General features: G+C 43.6%; 15 protein-coding genes and 2 pseudogenes. 9 read left to right on the top strand and 8 right to left on the bottom strand.

Going from position 1 to position 17,638, the window contains the following annotated elements; translation table 11 throughout:
- The first annotated feature begins 50 nt into the window (after nt 1-50).
- The 3 genes and pseudogenes from LEPTO7376_RS29110 to metK all read left to right on the top strand — a co-directional run bounded on the left by LEPTO7376_RS29110 (nt 51) and on the right by metK (nt 2,668).
- Nucleotides 51-922 (top strand): annotated as a pseudogene (locus LEPTO7376_RS29110) (IS630 family transposase).
- A gap of 23 nt (nt 923-945) precedes the next feature.
- Nucleotides 946-1,260: pseudogene (locus tag LEPTO7376_RS14080) on the top strand (transposase); the annotation flags it as partial.
- A gap of 166 nt (nt 1,261-1,426) precedes the next feature.
- Nucleotides 1,427-2,668, top strand: a complete 1,242-nt coding sequence (gene metK, locus LEPTO7376_RS14075; RefSeq protein ID WP_015134839.1) for a methionine adenosyltransferase — start codon at nt 1,427-1,429, stop codon at nt 2,666-2,668.
- A gap of 60 nt (nt 2,669-2,728) precedes the next feature.
- On the opposite strand, the gene LEPTO7376_RS14070 is transcribed toward metK, so the two are convergent.
- Nucleotides 2,729-4,048 (bottom strand): YihY/virulence factor BrkB family protein, encoded by a 1,320-nt coding sequence (locus LEPTO7376_RS14070; RefSeq protein ID WP_015134838.1) that lies wholly within the window; start codon nt 4,046-4,048, stop codon nt 2,729-2,731.
- A gap of 146 nt (nt 4,049-4,194) precedes the next feature.
- On the opposite strand from LEPTO7376_RS14070, the gene LEPTO7376_RS14065 reads away from it, so the two are divergent.
- Both LEPTO7376_RS14065 and LEPTO7376_RS14060 read left to right on the top strand, forming a co-directional pair.
- Complete coding sequence (locus LEPTO7376_RS14065) at nt 4,195-4,647, top strand: hypothetical protein (RefSeq protein ID WP_015134837.1); 453 nt, start codon at nt 4,195-4,197, stop codon at nt 4,645-4,647.
- 72 nt (nt 4,648-4,719) lie between these two features.
- Nucleotides 4,720-5,031: a DUF2499 domain-containing protein gene (locus tag LEPTO7376_RS14060; RefSeq protein ID WP_015134836.1), complete on the top strand. Its 312-nt coding sequence runs from the start codon at nt 4,720-4,722 to the stop codon at nt 5,029-5,031.
- Between the two features lie 17 nt (nt 5,032-5,048).
- Here LEPTO7376_RS14060 and LEPTO7376_RS14055 read toward each other — a convergent pair whose 3' ends face one another.
- On the bottom strand, nt 5,049-6,530 hold the full coding sequence (locus LEPTO7376_RS14055) for a carotenoid oxygenase family protein (RefSeq protein WP_015134835.1): 1,482 nt from the start codon (nt 6,528-6,530) through the stop codon (nt 5,049-5,051).
- A 259-nt stretch (nt 6,531-6,789) separates the two neighbouring features.
- Between LEPTO7376_RS14055 and LEPTO7376_RS14050 the strand changes: the two genes are divergently transcribed.
- Complete coding sequence (locus tag LEPTO7376_RS14050; RefSeq protein WP_015134834.1) at nt 6,790-8,292, top strand: adenosylcobyric acid synthase; 1,503 nt, start codon at nt 6,790-6,792, stop codon at nt 8,290-8,292.
- On the opposite strand, the gene LEPTO7376_RS14045 is transcribed toward LEPTO7376_RS14050, so the two are convergent.
- The 6 genes from LEPTO7376_RS14045 to LEPTO7376_RS14020 form a co-directional block, all read right to left on the bottom strand.
- A complete protein-coding gene (locus LEPTO7376_RS14045; RefSeq protein WP_015134833.1) occupies nt 8,289-8,750 on the bottom strand; it encodes a rhodanese-like domain-containing protein in 462 nt (153 codons plus the stop codon). The two genes, LEPTO7376_RS14050 and LEPTO7376_RS14045, sit on opposite strands and share 4 nt — an antisense overlap.
- 12 nt (nt 8,751-8,762) lie before the next feature.
- Complete coding sequence (locus LEPTO7376_RS14040) at nt 8,763-9,527, bottom strand: sterol desaturase family protein (RefSeq protein WP_015134832.1); 765 nt, start codon at nt 9,525-9,527, stop codon at nt 8,763-8,765.
- A 1-nt stretch (nt 9,528) separates the two neighbouring features.
- Complete coding sequence (locus LEPTO7376_RS23645; protein WP_015134831.1) at nt 9,529-10,179, bottom strand: type IV pilin-like G/H family protein; 651 nt, start codon at nt 10,177-10,179, stop codon at nt 9,529-9,531.
- A 114-nt stretch (nt 10,180-10,293) separates the two neighbouring features.
- Nucleotides 10,294-11,655: a hypothetical protein gene (locus LEPTO7376_RS14030; RefSeq protein WP_015134830.1), complete on the bottom strand. Its 1,362-nt coding sequence runs from the start codon at nt 11,653-11,655 to the stop codon at nt 10,294-10,296.
- A 513-nt stretch (nt 11,656-12,168) separates the two neighbouring features.
- A complete protein-coding gene (locus tag LEPTO7376_RS14025; protein ID WP_015134829.1) occupies nt 12,169-12,561 on the bottom strand; it encodes a hypothetical protein in 393 nt (130 codons plus the stop codon).
- Nucleotides 12,562-12,649: 88 nt separating this feature from the next.
- Nucleotides 12,650-13,213: a hypothetical protein gene (locus LEPTO7376_RS14020; protein WP_015134828.1), complete on the bottom strand. Its 564-nt coding sequence runs from the start codon at nt 13,211-13,213 to the stop codon at nt 12,650-12,652.
- Between the two features lie 145 nt (nt 13,214-13,358).
- Between LEPTO7376_RS14020 and LEPTO7376_RS14015 the strand changes: the two genes are divergently transcribed.
- Genes LEPTO7376_RS14015 through LEPTO7376_RS14005 form a run of 3 tightly spaced genes read left to right on the top strand, consistent with a single transcriptional unit; the run spans nt 13,359 to nt 17,635 of the window.
- Nucleotides 13,359-14,294, top strand: coding sequence for a MoxR family ATPase (locus LEPTO7376_RS14015; protein WP_015134827.1), 936 nt, complete (start codon nt 13,359-13,361; stop codon nt 14,292-14,294).
- A gap of 9 nt (nt 14,295-14,303) precedes the next feature.
- Nucleotides 14,304-15,629: a DUF58 domain-containing protein gene (locus tag LEPTO7376_RS14010; protein ID WP_160148463.1), complete on the top strand. Its 1,326-nt coding sequence runs from the start codon at nt 14,304-14,306 to the stop codon at nt 15,627-15,629.
- The gene (locus tag LEPTO7376_RS14005; protein ID WP_015134825.1) at nt 15,626-17,635 is read left to right on the top strand and encodes a transglutaminase family protein; all 2,010 of its coding nucleotides are present in this window, start codon (nt 15,626-15,628) and stop codon (nt 17,633-17,635) included. The genes LEPTO7376_RS14010 and LEPTO7376_RS14005 overlap by 4 nt, the downstream gene beginning before the upstream one ends.
- Nucleotides 17,636-17,638: the final 3 nt, after the last annotated feature.

Here is a 17,638-nt window from a genome sequence, read left to right as displayed (position 1 = left end):
CAAGGAGTGGGTTAAGACAGAATAGGATAGAAGCAATAAACATAGATGCCATGCCTGCTCCCCATAGTCTTGATTTACGCCTAAAAGCTGTTGCCGCCTTCGATAAAGGTGAACGAAAAAGTGATATCTGTCGCTTCTTTGGTATTAGCCGAAATACGCTAGACCTGTGGCTGAAACGACGAGAGAAAATCGGTTCAGTCGCTCCGAAGACAGATTACCGTCGAGGCCCTCAACCGAAGATTAATGATCTAGATGCTTTTCGTGCTTTTGCAGAGGAATATGGGCATCTAACCCAGAAGGAAATGGCGGAGAAATGGCCAGAGTCTATTAGTGATGCATCCAGACGTGAAGCTCTACGGAAAATTGAATTTACTCGAAAAAAAAGACCTATCGATATCAAGAGAGAGATAAAGAATTAGAAAAAGCATTTGTGGCACAACTGAAGCAGTATGGCCAAGAACGACTCGTATATATCGATGAAAGTGGATTTGATAATACCTTAGATTATGGGTATGGCTACTGCCATAAGTCAGAGAGGTTTATCGCAGAGAAGTTAGGTCATCGTACAGAACGAGTTAGCGTGATTGGAGGATGGCGAGAGGGAGAGCAGATAGCACCGATGGTATTTGAGGGCTATGCCAACAGCGCCTTAGTTTGCCAATGGGTAGAGGATTGCTTAGTGCCAGAGTTGATTCCGGGTCAAATTATTATTCTGGATAATGCCAGTGTTCATCCAAAGGAAAGAATACAAACATTGGTGGCGAAGGCAGGATGTGAAGTGATATTTTTGCCACCCTACTCACCACACCTGAACAAGATAGAGAAGTTTTGGGGGAGGTTAAAGAAGGAGGTAAGTAAGCTCATCAAGAAGACTGAGGATTTGTTCGATGCCATCAGAATAGCCTTCTGTTCTATGTCCTAACCTTCTCCTTCGCTGCTATATTGCAGAATTTATTTGGCAAGGTTTTTGCAGATAAAGGCTATATCTCTCAACCTCTGGCACAGCATTTACAAGAAGAGCATAATGTGACGTTGATGGCTAAGCCTCGGCGCAATATGAAGAATCACTTGATGCTTTGGCATGACAAAATCCTTGCCCGTAAGCGAGCTTTAATTGAGACGGTCATTGACCAGCTGAAGAATATTTCTCAGATTGAGCACTCTAGACATCGTAGTCCAGCGAACTTCTGCGTCAATTTGCTCTGTGGCTTGATTGCCTCTTGTCATCAGCCTAAGACACCTTCTCTCCAACTCAATTAGAGTCTCTTTTCCTTATCCAGAACTCACGTTCCTTATTAACGAGTTTCCACTTGAACAAGAATCCAGAGAATTTCGAGACATTTTCAAAGGACGGAACTTGAGCAGATAGAATGGGGAACTACGTCTTTTACTATGTAAATCTATATATTTAAGAGGATCAACAACATTGTCTCGTCGTTATCTTTTTACGTCTGAATCAGTCACGGAAGGACATCCCGACAAAATCTGTGATCAAATCTCAGATGCTATTCTCGACGCTGTGCTCGCAGAGGATCCTGCTAGCCGTGTTGCCGCAGAAGTTGTCACAAACACGGGTTTAGTCGTGGTTACGGGTGAAATTACAACTCAAGCGAATATCAACTTTATTAAGGTTGCCCGCGAGAAAATTGCGGAGATTGGCTACACTAATGCTGATAATGGTTTCTCGGCTAACAGTTGCTCGGTATTAATTGCCCTTGATGAACAGTCGCCTGATATTGCCCAGGGTGTTACAAGTGCCCAAGAGCAACGCGAAAAGCTGAGTGATGATCAGCTTGATCAGATTGGTGCAGGTGATCAGGGTTTGATGTTTGGTTTTGCCTGCAACGAAACGCCGGAATTGATGCCTTTACCGATTAGTTTGGCACATCGTTTATCTCTGAAGCTCAGTCAAGTTCGTAAAAGTGGTGAGCTAAGTTATCTGGGTCCCGATGGCAAAACACAGGTTACGGTTGCTTATGAAGATGGTAAACCTGTGGCGATCGACACTATTTTGATTTCAACACAGCACGCCGCAACGATTGGTGAACTCACAAATAATGAGGATGTCCAAGCCAAAATCAAAGCTGACCTTATGGCCAGTGTTGTTGAGCCCATTTTTGCTGATGCGGTTGTAGGCTTGACTGAAGACACCAAGTTTTTGGTGAACCCGACTGGTAAGTTTGTGATCGGTGGCCCTCAAGGGGATTGTGGATTGACAGGTCGCAAAATCATTATTGATACCTACGGTGGTTATTCTCGCCATGGTGGTGGTGCGTTCTCTGGAAAAGACCCTACAAAGGTTGACCGTAGTGCGTCCTATGCTTGCCGTTATGTTGCGAAAAATATTGTGGCAGCTGGTCTCGCAGATAAGTGTGAGGTTCAGGTCAGTTACGCGATTGGTGTAGCTCGCCCCGTCAGTGTCTTGGTCGAAACATTTGGTACGGGCAAAGTGGATGAGGAAAATCTCCTCGCAGCAGTCCAGAAGCATTTCGAACTACGTCCTGCGGGCATTATCCAAGCGTTTGATCTGCGCAATCTCCCTGGCGATCGCAATGGTCGTTTTTATCAAGAAGTAGCGGCCTATGGCCACTTCGGACGGGATGATCTCGATTTACCTTGGGAACGTCTCGATAAGGTTGATGTTCTTAAGCAGGAATTCGCAACTTAGGCGATCGCCTAAGTTTTGCTCCTGAACAGACTCAATTGAATTGATTAAAAAAATTTCCCCTTATGCTTCTTCTTGCAGAGGGGAATTTTTGTAGTCATTAGTATCACCAGATTTATCGATTGAGCCAGTATTATTCGAGCGTTTCAATGTATCTGCCAACATCGCCTCACCAATCACTACATTCAACTGATCACCAATAAGCATGACTAACGCACTGAGCTGAAGCCACAACATCAAAATAATGACCGTTCCCACTGCGCCATAAACGTAGTTATAACGACCAAAATTCAGCACATAAGTTCGAAATAGCGACGAAATAATTGCCCAGGAAATAGCTCCCAATACCGCACCTGGAAGAATTGGCATTCCTTTCACCATCCGGCTTGACCCCATGCTGTAGATGAACGCGAACGCAATCGAGACTATCCCAAGAGCAACAGGCATACTCAAAAATCGCCAAATTGTCACGATTAGGTACGCGATGTCGTAGTCAATTTTGAGGTTAATAATGATGTTCTGAATGAAGATAATCAGAAAGCACAGAAGCAATAGGGTCGAGATCCCAATCGCCAAGCCAATGGACATTTTTTTGAGCTTGCGCAATGGGTATCGCTGATCAGCGGGGCTCATCAAAATATTGACGAGAATGGATACAATTCCAGCACCGAGACTAAGAGCAAGCGGAAAGCTGACTAATCGCCACAAAATCACTAACACACTTAAGCCTGTGGAGTTGAAAGGGAGTTGCGCTGCAAGCTCTAGGGCGATTTTGACCATACTATCCCCCAACAGGACAAGAAAAGAAGCAAAAGCTAAAAGGGCGATCGCTCCGATGGTGATAAAAATCGACATCAACTTCGCTTTCCAGAAAGGGCGGCGTTGCTTCGGCGGAATCTCATGGATCACATCCAATGCATTCATTGTCGCGCTCAATGCTCCTGACGAGACCCAAATTGTCGCGATAAAACTAACTGAAAATAATCCCTTACTCGGCGACTCACTAATCTCTTGAGTAAACTCTCTCAATAAATCCCAAATGGAGGGAGGAATCACTTCTTGGTAGTAGCTCGCGAGCTGGATTACTGTGTCATCAATCTGTTCTGTAAATAACCCTAATGCTGTCAACATCATGATGATGATCGGAAACAGCGACAGCATCACGTTAAAGGCAATCTCGGAAGACAATCCGACTAAACGACGCCTTAAAGCCTGCCGGATAGTGTAGTAAATTGTCTGGTGATTAACATACAGAAAGAAGCGGAAAAAACGTTTCATAGCTGGATGATAAGGGGCTAACGCGAAACTCTGAGAGGATTTTGCATGATGGTTAGCGGGCGATCGCCCTAGATCTTTTGTTGTAAAGTGACCACACCATAGCATCTGATTTTTCGGAACCCCTTGTCTACCGTCGCGAGTGTAATAAATGAACGTGAGTGTCAGTAATCACCGACCCAAAATTCCATGTTCAGATCAAGAAAGGCAGATTACTATAGGTTATGTAGCACCTACCTCAGGAGTTTAAGTCGATGAGCGAAGCGGTTGTGCAATGGCTCGGCGAAATTAACCGTCTAAAACAACAACTTGCCACCCTCCAACAAGAGCTGCAAACGAGCCAGAAAAACGAAGCGAGCTGGCGACAACGCTACACCGAGGAAGCGCAGCAACGACGCACAGAAGCCCGTTTAGCAAAGGAGCAGTTTGAGCAGATTCAGCTGACGATGCGTACTCTCCAACAGGATGCTCAGCTCACCCCTGGTCAACTGGATAATCCAGAACTGGAGCAGGAGATCAAGGCGATCGCCGACCTAGAAGAATTACAAGAACGGTTGATCAGCACTGAAAAGGAACGTCACCAAGCTCTTGCCGATTTAGCAGCTGAGCAGGAAGCTCACGAACAAACCCGCAAAAGTTTAACCTCTGTGATTAATGACACGATTGAACAATTGGGCAAAGTGAAAAAAGAGTCTCCCACACCCTAATCAGGATATGCTGACGATTGCCCTTATATAGATGTCTTCAAAGACTAAAATTCATTCCCTGAAGTTTCTTTTATGAATGCCCTTTCCTTCCCCACATGGATCGTTCATGTGTCCAGTGTCCTCGAATGGGTCATGGCAATTTGGCTAATTTATACGTATGGTCAGCTTACTAAAGATAAGAGTTGGTCGGCGTTGTCCTGGGGAATGTTGCCGTCCCTTGTGAGCGCGATGTGTGCTTGCACCTGGCATTTTTTTGATAATGCCGAATCTCTCGAATGGCTCGTCACCACCCAAGCAGCAACCACTGTCATCGGTAATATTACGCTCTGTCTGGGGGCATGGTGGGTCTGGCGATCGCCCAAACTTGGAAGCCCCACAGAATAGATTTTGTGCGAAAGATTTTAGAAGTTGACGAAGGTTTTTGGAGTCCAGCTCCCATGTAAGCCATAGGGAATATGCTGTTTGATATGCACCGTGGCGATCGCCCCTCGATCAATCTGCTTCGCATCAAAAATTACCACATCAGATCCATGGCGAGCCGCATCATAGGTCATTAATAAAACCCAACCGTCATCTTCTGCTTTGCCATCAGGATAAGGCACAAAAATAGGCTCCCCAGCAAAGCCATCCGGCGCAAAAGAATGCAACTGTTGCTCACCAGACTCCACATCGAGTTTCCAGAGTGCCTGTAACGGTGCATTACCAATATTTGAATGGGTCGCACCAATGTAGGCATAACGATAATCACGGCCTACATAATCAGGATGCACCACTGGAAACTCACAGCAGCGACTATCTAACAATTCGCGTGTAACTTTTTTACTTTCAAGGTTCAGCTCAAATCGCCAAAGTTGGCCTGGGTCGAGCTGGTCAAAATCAACATTTTTATAATCCACATCCGACTGCACTTGCGGAATCGATTGATAACAGACCGAATCCACAAAAATTTTGTTATCCCGTTCAAAAGCATTGGCATGGTGAAATACAAACCCGGCCTCAGCCTTTAAAACCTGCACATCATTTCTCTCAGGGTCGCGGGGAATCACAACCATCTGAGTGGGTTTATCTGCCTGAAAATTCACACATTCACCAGCACCTTTTAGTCCGAAAGCATAGGGCAATGGATTAAAACTGACCGTTGCTTGGAAGAAAATGACGTAATTTGGCGTGATCACAAAGTCATGGATAAAAGCAAAGCCATCAGCTTGGTGCTCTTTATAACGGCGCAATTCGCCATTAGGACTAATTTCATACACAGCGAGGGTCGTATTTAGACCAGGTTTCACTGCAAAATTCACGAGACAGCGATCGCCATCATCCCAAATACAAGCGGGGTCAATGCGAGGGTGAGCTGAAAACCCATCCCCAGACTTTAAAATCCCCTTCAAATAATCAATCCCTTTTGTTTCAAGGGTTTCTGGATCAAGGCTATGGGGTTCTGCGGCTTCCCAGAGCGCCAATAATTTCTCTCCCCAATAAAGCACATTCGTATTGGCAATATTTTTGAGTCTGAGGTCGAACATATTACTGAAAAGACCACCGGGCTTTTCTGTGCCAAAAACCCCACGGTAAAGCGGCTTACCAGCTTTCTCTTCCGCAACAAACCCTTCCGTACGCACAAAACGATTTTGGAAATAGGCTCTACCGCCCTCAAAGGTCATCGCAACAATCATGCCATCGCCATCAAATGGATGCTTAATCGGTGTCCCCCCAATGTCCAGTAGTCCAGGCCCATTCCGAAATAAAGTGCCTTGCAACGCCTGAGGAATCTCACCCTCAATGTCAGTCACTTCATAAGAAAGTTCACAGCGCTGCGACTCATAGCCTCGCTGCCAAGCCGTCTGATCGTAAGACTTTTCTGTACTGGGGAAGGTCGCAGTCATTTGATGTGAATTTTTGTAAAGTGATTCGTCAAGTTTAGCATCGTTTTTTGGGAAGCGAGCTTGTAAGTCTTGCAGAGAAAGGTCTGGCTATGGTTTTAGCACTCTAAGATCCAGCCTAAAGACAGGGCTCATTTTGGGTGACGCTACATTTCGGTGATCGGACGGAGACAGGCATTTGATTTGTTTGTCGCTGTTCCGGATGTTTGGCTATATTGTGGAAAGTGACTAACAGTCTTTCTAGATAGTTTGAGGAGTATCAATGCGGGCGATCGCTGTTTTCAGTCCCACCTGTGGTGCCGGAAAATCATGGTTTGCAACGGCTCTTTGTCGGTGGTTAACGCGAGAAGACTGGAACGTGACCCCCATCCAAGCGCAGGTTGATGTGAATAAAGGCTATACCATCGACCATAACGTGATGGTGAGTTATTCGATCGCATGGCAGGCATGGGCAGCAAAAGTATCCATGTCGGCGAATCTAAATCCGGTTGTTTTAAGACCTTTAGATAGTCCGAGTTTGCAATATCAATTGTTCATTCAGGGGCGAGGCATCGGTACTGTTAGCCGTTCGGATTATTATCAAAATTATTACGGCATTGCGAAACCTTTAATTCAAGAATGTCTCGACAAGATTTATCAGTCGAAGCACAACTTAGCGGTTTTCGATACCTATCAACATGGTCTTTATAATCCTTTCCAGGACGACACAGACGAAAATTTTGAACTTCTCAAAGCATCTTCGTTTCACCCTGCTGGGGTAATTATTATTGATTGCCGTCAAGGTGGCGCAATTAATCAATTATGTGGATTTTGGGAACGGCTATCGGAAGAAAATCGTAAGCTTATCCGCGGCGTGATTTTTAATCAATGGGAGGGAGATCGCCGCATTAGCGATGTCCAAACACGCTGGGTACAAGAACATCTAAATTTGCCTGTACTTGGCCATTTGCCAACTCTCTCAGGCCAATATTTTCATCCTGAAAGCCCTCTAACCTTTGAAAGCGGTTCGCAACAGACCTCTCAAAATCGCCTCAAAATCGTTATTTTGCGTCTGCCGAATCTTTCTCAGCATACCGATCTTGATGCTCTAGAAAGTGAGCCCAGCGTTGAGCTAAGTTACTTCGACCCAGCGAATCAGCTCGGCTATCCTGATGCCGTGATTATTCCCCATAGCTCAGCGGCGATCGAAGATCTTGATTATCTCCATAAATACAAATTCCATACTCAGCTCCAAAACTATGCAGCAGCAGGAGGCACAATCCTCGGGCTCGGTAATGGTGCCTCAATGCTTGGCAAACAAATAAATCAGAAAACAAACTTGATCAATTCTGCATTGCTCGAACAGCCAGGGCTTGGATTACTCCCCACAAAAACTGATTTGCGGACAACGCCTCTCGCCTGCGAATCGATTCAAACTCTCTCAGAAACCTTGTTTGCTAATCTGCCTATTAGTGGTGAAGCATGCAAATACGGCAAAGTGACAGTATTTGCCCGTGATGCTGTCGCGCAACTATTCCGAGATAACGATCTGGGCTTAATTAACCAAGGTCGTAATATTTGGGCTGTTAATCTCCATGAACTTTTCAATAATGGTCCATGGCGACGGTTCTGGCTGAATCAACTTCGTCAAAAACGTGGTCTGTCGTCCCTCGCCACAGGTATTGCCGACTTCACAGAAAGACGTGAAGTGATTATTGATAATTTGGCGAATCACATTGATCAGCACCTCAAATTAGCGCCTCTATTAACTGATTACGACTATTAAATCCCCGCATTCCAAGCTCTCATCCCACCAGTTAAAACAAGAATTTCAATATCAAATTCTGTTTGTAATGTCTCAAAGGCTCGAATCGATCTAGGCCCAGTTTGACAATACAAAATTATTTTGGGGGACTGATTTTTATTAGCCTGAAACTTTATGATTTCTGTTTCAATCTTTTTGAGACCAAACCCTGCTTCAATATCTTGAATTGGGATCAAAATACTATTGGGAATATATTCTGCTGCATATTCATCCGGAGTACGCACATCAATAATCAGAAGGTCATCTTGCGGTAGCTGTTTCAGTTCAGGGACAGTAAGCCTCTCTGTCTTCAAACTCCTTAGGTAGTAGGGCACAGATAAACCTGTTTTTAGATATACAGCTCCAGCGATTCCACAGCTTGATGCGATGGATAAAAAAATAGTTAATCCAACTATAAGGAGTTTTCTTTTATTAATCATGACTCTGAATTTTTAGGCTTTTCCAAATGGATAGAAAACTTGCTTTAAATAGGTGTTGGGAAGTCTCTCTGATATGCCGTAGTGATCTTGATGTTTAGTTTGGGGACAATAATACGTACCAAATAACCAATCAATACAAGCAAGCTGTGCCGAAAAGTTTGTATTAGATAATGCTCGATTTCGATTGTGATGCCAATGATGGGTTTCTGGAGTGACAATAATTCGTCTCAGAATTGGGAGTTTAATTCGTAAGTTGGCATGGATAAAAAAGGCGATCGCCGATGACCAGAGAAAATAAATCCCCATTGCTTTCGGGGAAAAATCTAGACAGAGTAGCGGTACTAGCTGAAAGAATTTTGTAAAGAGCTGATCGACTGGATGCACCCTAGTGGTGGTGAGCCAATCCATTTTTTCGGCGCTGTGATGTATCGCATGAAATCTCCACAAGAATGGTATCTGATGCAATAGTCGATGGGCGAAATAATAACCCAATTCGGAAAGAATTAAGATCTCAATTAATTGGAAAAATAAAGATTGTTGGGTAATCCAATTCAGACTTATTTCAGGGTTGATTTGATACTTAATTAAAATAGCTAAACTTAAACATAGCCAAATCCCAAACTTATTAATGACATAGCCAGTAAAGTAATAAATTGTATCGAGCTGCCATTGAAAGCGATTGACTTTTTGGCGATGTAAATAAAACTGTTTCTCTAGTAAGCTAAATGTCAGTCCTAATCCGATAAAAGAAATAAGCGCCACCAAAAGATTATTCATCTCAATTTAGTCCTTGAGAAATCACCTCAGGATCAGGTGATCGCTGCATTAGATTTGTTTCGGGATGACAGATTGGAATATTGTCTTCGAGGCTAGGCAAAACTGTTTGGGGAGAAACTTGGGTGTCAACATTTTCAATATTGATGGCGCAGGTTATTGTTGCAAACTCAGGGATTTCTTCGCCAGTTTCTGGGACTATAACTGTTGACTCTAGTTGAAAAACTGCACCAATATAACTATTTTCTACATCTCCACGGGCAACAGCATAATTAAAAACATGATCGCCTCGATGATCCACGCTGAAAGTATAGTTATCTGTTTCGCGGCGAATACCCAGATCTAGCTCATCAAGGCTAGAAGCAAATTGATTATTCTCTAGGAAAAAAGCTTGCTGTCCTCGACCCATTGTACCGACAGCAATTCTTCCTTCCATCTCTTTTGCCATGCCGCCGCATCCAACAATTTGAGGTGCCATCCACCAAATCACACCACCAATAATCGCGATTAATATTCCCAATGAACGCCAACCATACTGGGATTTGTCATTTTCCTGCCTACGTAGCATCGCCTCATCACCCAAAGGTTCGACTATAACTTCAAGTGCTGAAGGTGTCGTTACAACTGGTTTAGCAATTGGTAGATTGGTGGTCATAGCAAATCATGTTTTTCTCTCACCTTATCTCCCAGTGTAAGTAGAGAAGGCGATCGCCTTTTAGCTGTAACAAAAACGAAAACAACATTTGTCCTATCGCAATTTATTCATGGCTCAAAGAGATTGAAAAATACCCTGTTCGATCTGGGCGATCGCCGACATCACCCCAGTCTCTGGATCATGGAGCAATGAATGCTCTACCCCTTGGAGATAGTCCATCAAATTAGCTTTCAGCAAAGGTCGTTCGAGTTTCACCGTGTGCTGATAATCCCACAGATCCCAAATGAAGATCCCGACACCCACAATTGGGTCAACAAAACTAGTTCCTAATTCCGCAGCTACAGTGCCCCCAGTTTTTGCTGCGACTTTTGCGGCGGCTGTTCCTGCAAATTTCGAGCTAAATTTACTGCCAATTTTCGCTACACTCGATATCACCAAAGGCTTAGTGAGCATATAGCCACTACCTCCCACCAAAACCTTGAGAGAAACGTTTGATAGATTGCCTTCCGTATCCTGAATCGTGGTGGAAATATCAGACAAATAGCGTTCCCATTGACCTTGGGGAATGTGATATTTAACCTTTACCTGGTCAATATTTTGGCGCAACGCCAGTAAATAATGCTCAACAGTTTCTGTGGTGACATTTTCCAATTGGATTTGAGCCGTTTGCGGCACTAAAACCTGTTTAGCAAATTGTTTTTGGAATTCCCCAGTAAACTTTGCGATGACCGCATCACCAGCTTCGACTCGATTCGGATCAATTTTATGGAGTGCAGCAGAAGATCCCCAAACCAAAGGTGTCATAAACTCCATCTTTTTTTGAGTGAAATAGCCAAAATACCAATCGAGAAAATTCTCAACTCGCCCTTCCAACTGCATCTCCCAATCATCTAGTTCTGCTTTAGCAAATACCTGAGCACTTTCATGGGCAGTGAGTACAGCATCAATCAAAGCTTGGTCGACATTCTCTCCTGCCGGAATCGCAGGCACTATTATCTCTGTGCGGGGCTGAAGTGAAGACTGAGAATATTGCTCTGGGGTTATTGAAGCAGAACGAAATAGGATGATTTTCCCAATTAAGGGGACTACAACGACTAAAATGATTGCTCCCCAAATAAAAGGCTGGAGCGATCGCAATAGATTACTCCACGCCATAATGCGCTGAGTTTTCTCGGTATAGGGATTCTTGTCTGAATCTGATGCTGAAGTTTTTACCGCTAAAGTTGAGGACTGAGAAGTTGATGTTTCTTCTGTATCGATGGGCTTAGAGTGAGAACTGGAATCGGATGTAGAGGCGATCACTTTACTCGCAGAATTATTCACCTTTAACGAGATTAGATATTCAATTGCTGAAGTGAGTTTTTTGGGGAAATATCGAGATTGTGGTGGCGCAGAATTTTGGGCACTTGAAAGAGATGGATTTTGACTCTGGGATTTTTCTAATGGCTCTTGCTGGTTCTCTAATGATTCTGCCATGGCTGCTCCTTCATCCTCCATATCTATACTGTCTGGTATCCTAAGCTACTTCCAAATTTTATGATGAACAAGGAAAAGCCCCAATTATCCATCGGAGATCACAAGAACGGCCCATAAGAGACTGACAGATTTTTCTCAAACAAACTATTTTTGGGACTTTCTATGTCGATTAATAATAATGGGGACAACATACATCCCAATGCCTAGCCCTAGAAAAAGACACGACAAAGGCATTGTTAGTTCTCCTCGATAAAAAGGACTCACATAGCGTTCATCTAACAGTTCTAATTTGGTTAGAAATGCATTCGCTGTTCCAGGGAAAAAGGCAAAGAATAGAACCGAGCCAACTATTTGTATCCATTTCGGCTGAAGGTCTGTATATATCAAGCTTAAATCCTCTCAAATCATCTAGCTTCTCTATTCTAAATTCAGATTTTTTGTGGAGGACACGCTGAAGCTTCCGAACTCCGTTGATGAGAAGATAAATATTTTTTCTCCCTAAACAGATAACATTTAGCCTTTTATTTTAGGGCTACCGTGAAACGCGATATACAAAGTCTTCAAGGTATTTGGCATCATTTCCCAAGCCCAAGCGCAATTTGATTTTGGGGATGGAGTGAATTCTAATTCTTCAACGAAAGAGACATCTATTGCATCTTTTAGAGTTGCATTACCTTCCCGATACGCGGCTTCGGCTAGCTGCAAACATTTTAAGAATTTCTCTCTATCTCTATCATAAATTGCTCGCTGAGCATACTTCTTGAGTACTCCGACTTCAAAATGCAGCAGTCCTTGTCCTGCATTCACATCATTAGTCAGTTCTGGAAACTCATGCTTTAACAACTTTAAAAACTCACTTCTATGCATTTTTTTTAGAGAGATATCTAAAGTCCTAGATAATTTCATTAAACTAAGTAGCTACGCCATCTTAAGCAAGTCTTTCAAAAATACGAACGAGGCGTTTCTGTTAGTTCTTTTCATATTAAGTCTATTTTCAAGCAAGTCCAACTGTGTCCCATGTAATTCTAAGTTGATTCGTAGTGACGCGAATGAATAGGATTACTTCTGAGGAATTATTTTTATAATCAGGATCTAATAAATGATCTGTTTCAACACTTAAACGTGTAATTAGACTGTCATCTTTGAGTAAGCAAAAGAAAGGCTCTTCTCCCTTACTAGGCGAAGTTCCTAGTGGCAATGCCGTAGGTTCGGAAGGAACTTTAAGAGCATCAAACAGAGTTTTAAGCCGATTATCGATATCTCCACCATTTGTAATAATCTCTCCTCGCTTTTGAGGCCATAGTATCTGAATATCTAATTCTGCGATGAGAGAAATCTTGTCACTAACTAAAGGTACAAATGTAAACAGTTCAACTTCTTCACAAAGAGATATCTTGTCACTATCAGCGGTATTAGCATAAAGAAATGCGAAATCTCTCAATGGAAGTTGTTTCCATAACTCTTTAAGTTGAGGATGAAAATATTGTCTTATTTTATGCTTATGAGCAGGCTTACCATTAGATTTTAGATCACCACGATAATATAAAGTGAACTGCATTAATTAGATAAATAGAAATAAATTGGCTTGTAGATCCTAACGAGTTTCATGATAACTCTCTGATTACTCGTAACAAAAACGCAAACAAGGAAAAATTTCGCTAGAAACTGCCTAATCTAGAGGAAATGGTACAGATTTAGAGTCTATGGCAGTCGGGCAGCAGATTTATCAAGAAATTGCAGCGAATATCGCGACGGTAATTCGAGGGCAGGATGGGGCAATTCGGCGATTACTAGCGGCTTTTTTTTCTGGGGGTCATGTGCTGTTAGAGGATTTTCCGGGGACGGGGAAAACGACTCTAGCTAAGGCTTTGGCGTTGTCGGTGGCGGCGAATTTTAAACGGATTCAGTTTACGCCGGATTTGTTGCCGTCGGATATTGTGGGTATTTCGATTTTTGAGCAGCAAACTCAAAAGTTTCGGTTCCATGAAGGGCCTATTTTCGGCAATATTATTCTTGCGGATGAGATTAATCGGGCTTCTCCTCGTACACAATCAGCATTGCTAGAAGCCATGGCAGAGGGTCAGGTGAGTATCGATGGCAAGTTGCGATCGCTGCAAGAGCTTTTCTTTGTCATCGCCACCCAAAATCCTGTGGAATCGCGCGGGACTTATCCATTGCCAGAAGCCCAGATGGATCGCTTTGCGTTGCAGTTTAGTTTGGGGTATGTGTCGCCGGAGGAAGAGGTGAATATTTTGGCGGCGCAGTTGGCAGGGCATCCCATTAAATCGGTGCAATCCTGTGTGTCGGTAGAAGATGTGTTGGCGGCGCGAGCAGAAATGCAACAGGTGCGCATCAGTACGGAGATTCAGCGGTATATCGTCGATATTGTGGGGGCAACGCGGTCGGCTCCAGAGGTTTTGTTGGGGGCGAGTCCAAGGGCTTCGTTGGCAGTGATGAAGTTGGCGCAGGCTTTGGCGATTTTTGATGGGTTGGAATTTGTGACCCCTGACCAAATTCAAGAAGTGGCTGTGGCGGCGATCGCCCATCGGTTAGTGATGAATCCGCAGGCGAGATTTTCAGGGATGACAGCGGCGGAAGTAGTGGAAAAAATCTTAAAAACATTGCCTGTGCCAGCCTAGGAGAAAAGGATGATGCTTGAAAAATTTTTCTATCGTTTCCTCCGTAAAAGTTGGTCCGTGCAATGGTGGTTTCAGCGACTATTACCGCAACCAAGTTTTGTGGTTTGCTTAGCCGTTGCAACCACTGCTGGCCTCAATACCGATCAAACTTTGGCCTATCAAATTGCAGCTTTTTTAATGGCACTAATGATAGTGGCGATCGCCGGAAGTCGATTTGTGCGCATTCGAGTCACGGTGGAACGCATTTTGCCAAGATTTGGTTCTGTGGGTATCCCGTTAAAATATCGCGTCATCATTCACAATCCCACAAATAAACCCCAAGCTGGCCTGAAATTATTTGAAAATATCAAAAATCCTAGCCCTAGTTTTAGAGCATTTCAGGATCATCTCAATACCTTCCCAAAGCGTGCTTTTGCAGATGTGATTTTGGCAGTGAAGCAATGGTTTTGGCTACTCGACCGTCGGCAACTCGCAACCATTAAGGCGATCGCCATTCCACCGATTCCACCCCATAGCAATATTGAAGTCACCCTCACCCTAAATCCCTTGCACCGTGGCTCTTTACACCTGACTGGCTATACCCTCGCAGTGGCTGATCCGATTGGACTATTTCATCGCCTCAAAACAAGAGCGTTACCCCAAACCCTATGGCTATTGCCAAGACGATATAATGTGCCGCCCATTTCGTTGCCGGGAACGCGTCGCTATCAATCAGGGGGCGTTGCTTTTGCTTCGTCGGTGGGGGATTCGGAGGAATTTCGTGCATTGCGAGAATATCGGGCGGGCGATCCGTTGCGGAAAATTCACTGGAAAAGTTGGGCAAAAACAGGCAAACCTATCGTCAAAGAAGAACAAGACGAATTCTTTGTGCGCCATGCTCTCATCCTCGACACCTTTCTTGATGCGCCCTACAGCGAAAAACTAGAAGAGGCGATCGCCGTGGCTGCGTCCTTTGCCTGCGAATTTGAAACGAAGGAAGCACTGCTGGATTTAATGTTTGTGGGTGCAGAGGCCTACTGTTTTACAGCGGGTCGAGGTGTCGGCAACACTGACCAAATCCTCGAAATTTTGGCCTCGGTGCAGCCTTGTCGCGATCGCCAATTTGACTATCTCAGTCCAGTCGTGATGGAACGTTCGAGTTTACTGAGTGGCTGTATTTGTATTTTTCTAGAGTGGGATAATTCCCGCAAGAAACTAATTCAATATCTCCAAAAGATTCAGATTCCATTAATGGTTTACGTGCTGTGCGATCGCCCATTAATGGTTGCCCCAGAAGAACAAATTTTCCAGCCTCTTCAGCTCGGTCAAATTCAGGAGGATTTATTACCATCATGAATCGCCTTAAAATGTATCCTTTGCTATTAGGATTAGCGATGATTTTTTGGGGTTGGCACAATGGACAACAAATCTTTTTTGCCATACCGATGGCGATCACCTACGAAGCCCATCACTTAATTCGCACTCGCTGGAATTTTTCTGATGTTGATATTCGACGGGCTGCGAGTGTGGCGACTGTGGCACTAATCGGAATTTATACCTTTATCGCCGTCACTGGCAGCTGGCTGCAAGCTCTAAGCATCTTTTTTCAATGGCTACCCCTCACCGTATTCCCAATTGTTTTATTACAAACCTATTCTGATAGCAAAAAAATCAACTTTCGTAGCCTCTTACTTTTCGTAAAATTCGATCCGAAAATAGCAAAGAAAAAACGTAATTTTGACGTTATTTATCCATTTTTTGTTGTCTGTATTCTTTGTGCTAGTGGTCGGACAGAGCATGGCTTATCGTTTTACTTTGCCTTACTTTTCATCAGTCTCTTTCCGCTATGGCAGTTACGATCAAATCGCTTTAAACTCGTACCGTGGCTTTGTGCCATGGTTATTGCGGCCAATCTCGGTTTTGTTAGTCAATTAGGTATAAGAGCAGCCCATAAATATACAGAACAGCAAGCAATTTCATGGCTCAGCAAGTTTTATCAAGGAGAAGCCGATCCCTTTCAGCAAAATACTTCCCTCGGCGAAATTGGTGCAATTAAACAATCTAATGCTATTGCTTTCCGCGTCAAATCTCCGAACAATGAAACGGTACCTCGGTTATTGCGGGAAGCAGCATACAACAAATATCAGGGTGGGCTTTGGATCACGACTGAAAATGAATTCCAAGCGGCCAATTCTGCCGACGATGAAACGACTTGGCAATGGCAACAGACTCCCGAGCAACATGACAGCATTATTATCACTGACCAAACAATAAAAGATAAGGCGATCGCCAAATTACCGTCAGGCAGTTTTCGCTTACAAAATTTCCCCGCAGAAACCGCTGAATACAATCAATATGGCGTGGTTCGTTTAGAGTCAGAAAAGAAAAATCTGCAATATCAAGTGGACTTTAATGCAGATCAAAATTTTGATGTTGCACCCATTCCAGACGATCTCGATGTCCCAAATAGTGAGGCTGAAACCCTAGATCAAATTATTCAGGACAATAACCTTAAAAGCGAAAACTCAACAAAATCTCTCTCAAATTTAGAAGGCTTTTTCCTCAAGGATTTTAGTTACACCCTCAACCTCACTGGTGACGGCGATCGCCCCACTCCCCTAGCCAGTTTTCTGCTCGACCAAAAACAAGGTCATTGCGAATATTTTGCGACGGCGACCACCCTGTTACTCCGGGAGATGGGGATTCCTGCTCGGTATGCAGTAGGTTATTCTGTTCATGATTTTAGTGAACTAGAACAGCAATATATTGTCCGCGATCGCCATGCCCATGCCTGGACTTTGGTTTATGTTGATGGCCAATGGCAAAACTTTGATACCACACCATCAAACTGGGCAGATATCGAAGACCAAGAAGCTAAGGGATTTACGTTGGTTGGTGACTTTTTCTCTTGGGGATGGCTACAAATTAAAACTATTTTTGGCAGTATTTTTACACCAGAAAATATCCAAAGATGGTGGTGGGTGATTTTGCCAATCTTACTCCTACGGTTATGGTTTAGCACCTCTGGCGATAAAGAAAGCCTAGGTCGAAAAATTCTGCAACGTCGCAAAAAAAATCAGAGTTCGACTTTGGTTAAATCTAAGTTTAAAGCCATTGAAGAGATATTTAATCAACTGGGTTTTCCTCGTTCTTCTTCACAACCTCTAAAAGAATGGCTACAGGAATTGCGACAAAACCAAGTCACGGCAGAAATGGCAACTGACCTTGATGAGATCTTACGTTGGTATTATCGTGATCGCTTTGACCCTCAAGGGCTAGATCCAAACGATATCCAGAGCCTTGATAATGCAATTAAAAAATGGTTAAAACGTTGGCATTATAAGACTTTAGCACTGAAATAAATC

Origin of the sequence: [Leptolyngbya] sp. PCC 7376 (assembly GCF_000316605.1) — a bacterium.
Taxonomy (GTDB): domain Bacteria; phylum Cyanobacteriota; class Cyanobacteriia; order Cyanobacteriales; family MRBY01; genus MRBY01.
The sequence above is the reverse complement of the archived record's forward strand: the minus strand, read 5'-3'. Positions and strand labels throughout refer to the sequence as shown.